5 protein-coding genes and 1 pseudogene are annotated in these 7,320 nt (G+C 52.4%); 5 read left to right on the top strand and 1 reads right to left on the bottom strand.

Annotated features, from left to right (window positions below; all coding sequences use genetic code 11):
• On the top strand, window positions 1–307 hold a 307-nt coding region (locus tag ABYW01_RS09730), incomplete at its 5' end, for a hypothetical protein (RefSeq protein ID WP_372832379.1).
• Between the two features lie 31 nt (window positions 308–338).
• Here the strand turns inward: ABYW01_RS09730 and ABYW01_RS09725 are convergent.
• Window positions 339–1,343, bottom strand: a complete 1,005-nt coding sequence (locus ABYW01_RS09725) for an AraC family transcriptional regulator (RefSeq protein WP_372832377.1) — start codon at window positions 1,341–1,343, stop codon at window positions 339–341.
• A 68-nt stretch (window positions 1,344–1,411) separates the two neighbouring features.
• On the opposite strand from ABYW01_RS09725, the gene bktB reads away from it, so the two are divergent.
• From bktB to ABYW01_RS09705, 4 genes and pseudogenes are all read left to right on the top strand, one after another.
• On the top strand, window positions 1,412–2,767 hold the full coding sequence (gene bktB, locus ABYW01_RS09720; protein ID WP_372832375.1) for a beta-ketothiolase BktB: 1,356 nt from the start codon (window positions 1,412–1,414) through the stop codon (window positions 2,765–2,767).
• A 188-nt stretch (window positions 2,768–2,955) separates the two neighbouring features.
• A complete protein-coding gene (fadB, locus tag ABYW01_RS09715) occupies window positions 2,956–5,094 on the top strand; it encodes a fatty acid oxidation complex subunit alpha FadB (RefSeq protein WP_372832373.1) in 2,139 nt (712 codons plus the stop codon).
• 93 nt (window positions 5,095–5,187) lie between these two features.
• Complete coding sequence (locus ABYW01_RS09710) at window positions 5,188–6,966, top strand: acyl-CoA dehydrogenase C-terminal domain-containing protein (protein ID WP_372832371.1); 1,779 nt, start codon at window positions 5,188–5,190, stop codon at window positions 6,964–6,966.
• A 193-nt stretch (window positions 6,967–7,159) separates the two neighbouring features.
• A pseudogene (locus tag ABYW01_RS09705) lies at window positions 7,160–7,320 on the top strand (electron transfer flavoprotein subunit beta/FixA family protein); the annotation flags it as partial.

Raw genomic sequence — 7,320 nt, 5'->3', positions numbered from 1 at the left:
TGACGATCCATTAGCTGTTGCTCTTATCCAGGATGATAAGGCGCTGACTCTTGACAGCGCACGCTTGGCTGCTTATCTCCAGCAAGCTGTTGAACAACAGGGTACACTGGACCTGCTGCTGAAGTCCTGTGAAGAAGCGCGAAATGTGATGCAGCTGGTGGAGATTCTTTACCCACGTAAGCTTTCGATCTTTGATCTTTTCTTAGGTTGCGGTGAATGTCTGGCCCATCTGAACTATCTGTTGGCAGAGCAGAAAATTGAACGCTGGTTGGATGAGAACGATGTTCACCAGTATCTGTGTGTCTAAAGGGTAGCGATCATCGTCAATCTGAAGGCTGTTAGCTGCGGCGGTAAATGCCGGGCGGTACACCGGTCCATTGCTTAAACGCGCGGGTAAATGCTGCGGGTTCTGAAAATCCTAGCTGGCGGGATATCTGGGAGATTGGGATCGCTGGCTGGCTAAGATAGTGAATTGCGGCATCACGCCGGACATCATCTTTGAGCTCCTGAAAGCTGGTGCCTTCATCGGCCAGTTTTCGGCGTAGCGTCCTGGAAGTGACATGCAACTCCTCTGCAATTTCATCCATGCTGGTGGTGGCCAGCTCCTGATCCCGCTCCAGATAGTCCATCACCCGTCGGGTAAAAACCGGGTAGTAGGCCTGTCGTTTGAACCAGTCTAAGGGCGCGCGACGCAAATAGGCGCTGAGGGTACGCGGGGTCTGAACCACGGGTTCATCCAGTAACTCGGTGCTGAATACCAGACAGTTTTCGGGTTGATCGTATATCGCGGTACACGGGTACATCAGACGATGTTCGGCTTTATGTGCCGGCTCGGGAAAGTCGAGTGTCACGTATTTTAACGGTATGCGCTGACCGATCAGCCAACTGGGAAAGCGGTGCCACAGCAACAATAGGAACTCTCTGAGTGTATTGTCCGGATCCTTGTCCGGATCAGTCAGGCGCAGAGAAAAGCGGACCTCGTTATCACTGATTGTAAAGTCGAGAATCAACGCGTCTGCCACCAGATTATAGAAGTGCCCCAGGTGGTGGTAAACGGCGCGTAGGTTGCGGCACCGCACCGCTTGTTTAGCCATCAGGGTGAACACACCATGCCGTGAGGGCTGGCTCCCCATACACATAAACTCATCATCGGCTACCCGCCACATCTCCTGCATCATTCGGCTGAGCTGGTCCGGCGTAATCCGTAATCCCGGATTTTCCAGCAGTTGTTCGTTTAACCCGGCAAAGCGTAATAATTTCTGGTGGTCAATACCGTTTCGTTTCGCTGACGCAACCAGAGTGCGCGCAAAATGGATAGAGATGGAATGGCGTTCAGTGCTCATGTCAGTGTCCGCATATGACAGGCTAATGGGTGGGTGAACCGTTTAAATCTGCCATTAGTGTAATTCTTATGTCCGAAAATGTTAACTATAAGACTGCTTTCGTTATTGTTGAATTGGCGCCCGCACATGAAACTAGAGGACATTCTGGTACGGGTGGTTCACGAAATCATTCGGCCAAGTCAAAACAACACGCGAAGGCTGCTGTAGACAGAGCGTCGGCGCAGATCAGAGAGAGTCCCATGCAGAAACGTGAAGTGGTTGTGGTAAGTGGCGTACGTACAGCGATTGGTAGCTACGGCGGTAGCCTGAAAACTCAAAAACCGGGTGATCTGGCAGGTATGTTGGTGGCAGAAGCCGTTAAGCGTGCGGGCATTGCTGCTGAATCTGTCGGGCAAACTGTCTTCGGCAACGTCATTCACTCCGAACCTGCTGATATGTATCTGGGGCGCGTTGCGGCGCTGAACGGTGGATTGTCTGAAACAGCGCCAGCATTGACCGTGAACCGCCTCTGCGGCAGTGGCCTGCAGGCGGTCCTGACTGCAGCACAGCAGATTGAGCTGGGTATCTGTGACACGGTGGTGGCCGGTGGTGCTGAATCCATGAGCCTTGCGCCGTACCACATTCCAACCGCACGTTTCGGCCAGCGTATGGGTGATGGTGCACTGATTGATCCAATGGTTGCGGCACTGCACTGTCCGTTCAATCACATCCACATGGGCGTAACGGCTGAAAACGTTGCTGAAAAATATGGCATCACCCGCGAACAGCAGGATGAGCTGGCGGCGCAGAGCCACAACCGCGCGCAAAACGCGATTGAAAACGGTTACTTCAAAGAGCAGATCGTGCCGGTTGAGCTGAAAAGCCGCAAAGGTGTGACGTTGTTCGATACCGATGAGCATGTTCGTTACGACTGCACGCCGGCTGACATGGCGAAGCTTAAGCCGGTGTTTAAGAAAGACGGCACTGTGACTGCGGGCAACGCGTCTGGCTTGAATGATGCGGCGGCGGCGCTGGTGATGATGGATCGTGAAGAAGCTGAGGCTCAGGGTGTGCAAGCCATGGCCAGGCTGGTTGATTACTCCGTAGTGGGTGTTGATCCGAAGATCATGGGTATTGGCCCTGTACCCGCGATTCAGGAAATCCTGGAACGTAATGAGCTCAGCGTGAATGACATCGATGTGTACGAAGTGAACGAAGCATTCGCTGCTCAGGCACTTGCCGTTGCACAGCAGCTGGATCTGCCACGTGATCGGGTGAATCCGAATGGTAGTGGTATCTCTCTGGGGCATCCAATTGGGGCAACTGGTGCGGTTGTGACGGTTAAAGCGTTGCACGAACTGAACCGAGTTAATGGCCGTTATGCAATTGTGAGCCTATGTATTGGTGGCGGTCAGGGTATCGCTGCATTGTTTGAACGCGTTTAACCCGATCTCCTTCTTTGCGGGTTAAACGTACTGGGCTGGAGTCAGATTCTTACTCCATTTGGCCACGGATGGCTGTTTTTAAGCCTATAACTGATTTTGGCTTGTTTGCACTCTGGTAGGACATGAATGTCCCTTGGGGCCAGAAATGGCCCTTTTTTTTGTGCAGATAGGCGTGTGAGGAAACAAATATGTATAACGGTCAGGCAGTCAGCCTCAAATCCATAGACACCGGTGTGTTCGAACTTGAGTTCGATCTTCAGGGCGAGTCTGTTAACAAATTGAATAATCTGACCCTGAAGGAACTGGGTGAAGCCGTGTCTCTCTTGGCAGAGACTAAAAATGTTAAGGGCTTGCTGGTTAGCAGTGCAAAACCTGCATTTATTGTGGGTGCCGATATCACCGAATTTCAAAGTAACTTCGCCCTGACCGCGGAAGAGCTGAAAGCCTGGATTAACGAGACGCACAAAACCTTTAGTGCAATGGAGAACCTGCCTTTTTCCACGGTCGCGGCTATCAATGGCATGGCGTTGGGCGGTGGTTTTGAGCTTGCGTTGTGTACGGATTTTCGTGTGTTGGCCGCGGATGCGCGGGTGGGCCTGCCGGAAGTAAATTTGGGTATCTGTCCAGGCTGGGGTGGCACGGTACGGTTGAGTCGCCTGATCGGAACCGAAGCGGCGCTGCAATGGACGTTGACCGGTAAACCTCAGAAGTCTCAGGTCGCATTAGATCAGGGCGCGGTAGATTGTATCGTAGCGTCTGATGTTTTGCGCCAAGAGGCGTTATCTGTGTTGCACGCGGCGATGGCGGGTGAAAAGAGCTATGCCAAGAACCGCGCGCGTAAGCAGCAGCCGTTGGTTGATTCTCTGGCGGTACGAACCGAACTGGCGGATCTGAGTGAGAAGTACGGTAAAAAACTTGATCCGAACTATCCGGCTGCCGGTGTCATTCTGGCGTCTGTGATTCAGCACAGTACGCTGGATTTTGCTGAGGCACTGAATGTGGAAGTCGATGGCTTCACTTCACTGGCGCAGTCTGATGCCGCTCAGAGTTTGGTTGGGCTGTTTATGAACGACCAGCTGCTGAAGAAAAAGTCGAAGCGTTGGTGCAAGCAGGCAGCACCCGTGAAGCAGAGTGCGGTATTAGGTGCGGGCATCATGGGTGGAGGTGTTGCTTATCAATCTGCGTCTAGCGGCACGCCGATACTGATGAAAGACATTCGAGAAGAAGCACTGGATCTGGGTGTAAAAACTGCGTCTAAACTGCTGGACCGAAAGATAGATAAAGGCCGTCTGGATAACGCGGGTAAAGCGGTTGTGATGGATGCCATCACGCCTACGCTGGAATATAACGAGTTCTGGGCGGTTGATCTGGTAGTAGAAGCTGTGGTCGAAAACCCAGTGGTGAAGGCCGCAGTATTGGCTGATGTGGAGCGAGCAGTACCCGACGATGCTGTGCTGGCATCCAACACATCAACGATCTCGATCGATTCGCTGGCGGAAAGTGTGGCACGCCCAGAGCAGTTCTGTGGCATGCACTTCTTTAACCCGGTGCATCTGATGCCACTGGTGGAAGTGATTCGCGGCAGCAAAACCAGTAACCAGACCATCGCTCGTACCGTGGCGTATGCAACGGCGATGGGTAAGACACCGATTGTGGTGAATGATTGTCCGGGATTTCTGGTCAATCGAATTCTGTTTCCTTACTTCAATGCCTTTAACCGTTTGCTGATTGATGGCGTCGATTTTCAACGTATCGACCGTGTGATGGAACAGTTTGGCTGGCCGATGGGGCCCGCTTATCTGGCTGATGTTGTAGGCATTGATACGCTGGTTCATGCCGATCATGTCATGCAGGAAGGTTTCCCTGAACGTATGGGGCATGACGCGGATGTCATCGCTGAAGCTCTGTTGGCTGCCGATTGTTTAGGGCAGAAAAACGGCAAGGGTTTCTATGAGTACGGTGTCGATGATAGTGGTCGTCGCTATAAAGAACCTGCCGGTCTGGCGCGTCAGCTGATTGCTGATCGTATGACGCAATCCCTTGATATCAGTGATCAGGAGATCATTGATCGCATGATGATTCCAATGTGTCTGGAAGCAGTACGTTGCCTGGAAGACGGAATTGTTGAAACCGCGACTGAAGCGGATATGGGCTTGATTCTGGGCCTTGGTTTTCCGCGTTTCCGCGGTGGCGCATTGCGTTACATCGACACGCAAGGGCTGGATGTTTTCGCGGCTAAGGTTGAGGCCAATAAACAGCACGGTGCGTTGTACCAGCTGACTGATGGCTTTAAAGCACAGCAGGCTGAAAAGCGTACTTTCTATTGATTCGGAGGTTGCCCTCCTGATGTGAGGGCGACCGATTAAGCAAAAAATAAAGAGAGGTCAGTCCTGATATTGACCCGCAACGAGTGGAAGATTATGAGCGAATATAAGCACCCTTATCGCGATGCAGAGTTTGTCCTGAATGAACTGGTTGATTTCGATGCGCTTTGTGCAGACGCGGGCATGGAAGATGCGAATGCCGAGCTGGCATCGGTGATTCTGACTGAAGCTGGAAAATTAGGTTCCGATGTGCTGGCCCCGCTGAATGTAGTTGGTGACACCCAGCATCCACAGCTGGGTGAGAACGGCGTCCAGCAAACCGATGGTTTTGCAGAAGCCTACCAGCAGTACATGGAAGGGGGCTGGTCGTCTCTGACGCCTGCAGAGGAGTTCGGAGGCCAGAACCTGCCGAACGTATTGGGTACTGCAGTGAATGAAATCTGGCAGTCTTCCAACCTGGCCTTCGCTTTGTGTCCGCTGCTGACACAGGGGGCGATCGAATCGATTGCACACCACGGTTCCGATGAGCTGAAACAGACCTATCTGCCTAAAATGGTCAGCGGAGAATGGACCGGCACCATGAACCTGACTGAACCGGATGCAGGCTCTGATCTGGCGGCAGTGAAAACCAGGGCGGTGCCTAACGGTGATCACTATCTGATTACCGGTCAGAAGATCTTTATCACTTGGGGTGACCATCAGATGACAGACAATGTTGTGCATCTGGTATTGGCACGCCTACCGGATGCGCCGGCGGGTGTGAAGGGGATCTCTCTCTTTGTGGTACCGAAATTCCTGTTGGATGAGAACGGCAATCCGAGTGCGCGTAACGATGCACACTGTGTATCGCTGGAGCACAAACTGGGTATCCACGGTAGCCCAACCTGTGTCATGAGCTTTGGTGATAACGAGGGTGCGGTAGGTTATTTGGTCGGTGAGGCACATAAAGGCCTCGCGTATATGTTCACGATGATGAATCACGCTCGTCAGGGTGTTGGTCTGCAGGGGCTGGGTATCGCAGAGCGTTCCTATCAGCAGGCGGTTGAATACGCGAAAGAACGTTTGCAGGGTACCAAACGAGACGGCAGCCGCTTTGCGATCATCAAATTCCCGGATGTACGTCGTATGTTGATGCAGATGAAGTCTTCCATTGAAGCGATGCGTGGACTTGCATTTGTGGCCGCAGCGGAGATTGATCGCAGCCAGTTTGCACAGGATGACGCAAGTGCTAAGAAACATGCCGAACGTGTTGAGTTGCTGACGCCTATCGTTAAAGGCTGGTTGACCGAGCTGGCTCAAGAGGTGACTTACCTGGGTACTCAGGTGAATGGTGGCATGGGCTTTATCGAAGAAACCGGCTCAGCCCAGCACTATCGCGATGCCCGTATCCTGACCATTTATGAAGGTACGACCGGTATTCAGGCACTGGACTTGGTGGGCCGAAAAACGCTGGTGAATAACGGTGAGCATCTGTCTGAGCTACTGGCAGAGATTGAAACGACCGTCGAGCAGCTGGAAGGTGGCGAGCAGTTTGCGGCGCAGGGGGCTGCATTGCGTGAAGCGGTGGCGTCAGGCAAGGCTGCACGCGAATGGTTACTGGAAAATGCAGCAGAAGACGCTGCAGCGGCAGGTAGTGTCAGCGTCCAGTTCATGATGATGTTTGGTTACATCTGCGGTGCTTGGATCATGGGGCAATCCGCGATCAAAGCTCAGGCACAGTTGGATGCCGGTAACGGTGACCCTGAATTCTTGCAGGCTAAGTTGATTACCGCACAGTTCTTTAGTGAACACCTGCTGCCACGTGTGAAGAGCAATCTGGCAGCTATTCAAGCGGGTAGCGCAAGCATCATGGCGCTAAATGAAGAACTTTTCTAAGGCTTAAGCCAACAATCTCAAGCAGGTCGGCGAATCCAGCCCGGCTGTTCCGACCTGCTTACAGCCTGAAAATACATCCTTTGGGATAGCGCATATCAGTTGCGTATCCCTGAATATTGGGTGTTGGGCAACACAATAAAAACTGAATACTAAAGCGGGATCGAATTCGCTTTACGTATTGAAAGAGGTCGATATGAAAGTATTAGTCACCGTGAAACGCGTGATCGACTACAACGTCAAAGTGCGCGTGAAGTCGGACAACAGCGATGTAGATCTGGCCAATGTAAAAATGGCTCTGAACCCATTTTGTGAAATCGCGGTAGAAGAAGCGGTTCGTCTGAAAGAAGCCGGTAC

Origin of the sequence: Pontibacterium sp., assembly GCF_041587635.1 — a bacterium.
Lineage (GTDB): Bacteria > Pseudomonadota > Gammaproteobacteria > Pseudomonadales > Balneatricaceae > Pontibacterium.
Note: the sequence above shows the minus strand (reverse complement) of the source record. Positions and strands in the feature narration are given on the sequence as shown.

What these genes read in the sequence shown, in the direction of transcription:
- ABYW01_RS09725 (WP_372832377.1), bottom strand. Translation starts at nt 1,343, where the DNA reads ATGAGCACTGAACGCCATTCCATCTCTATCCATTTTGCGCGCACTCTG.
- bktB (WP_372832375.1), top strand. Translation starts at nt 1,412, where the DNA reads ATGTCCGAAAATGTTAACTATAAGACTGCTTTCGTTATTGTTGAATTG.
- fadB (WP_372832373.1), top strand. Translation starts at nt 2,956, where the DNA reads ATGTATAACGGTCAGGCAGTCAGCCTCAAATCCATAGACACCGGTGTG.
- ABYW01_RS09710 (WP_372832371.1), top strand. Translation starts at nt 5,188, where the DNA reads ATGAGCGAATATAAGCACCCTTATCGCGATGCAGAGTTTGTCCTGAAT.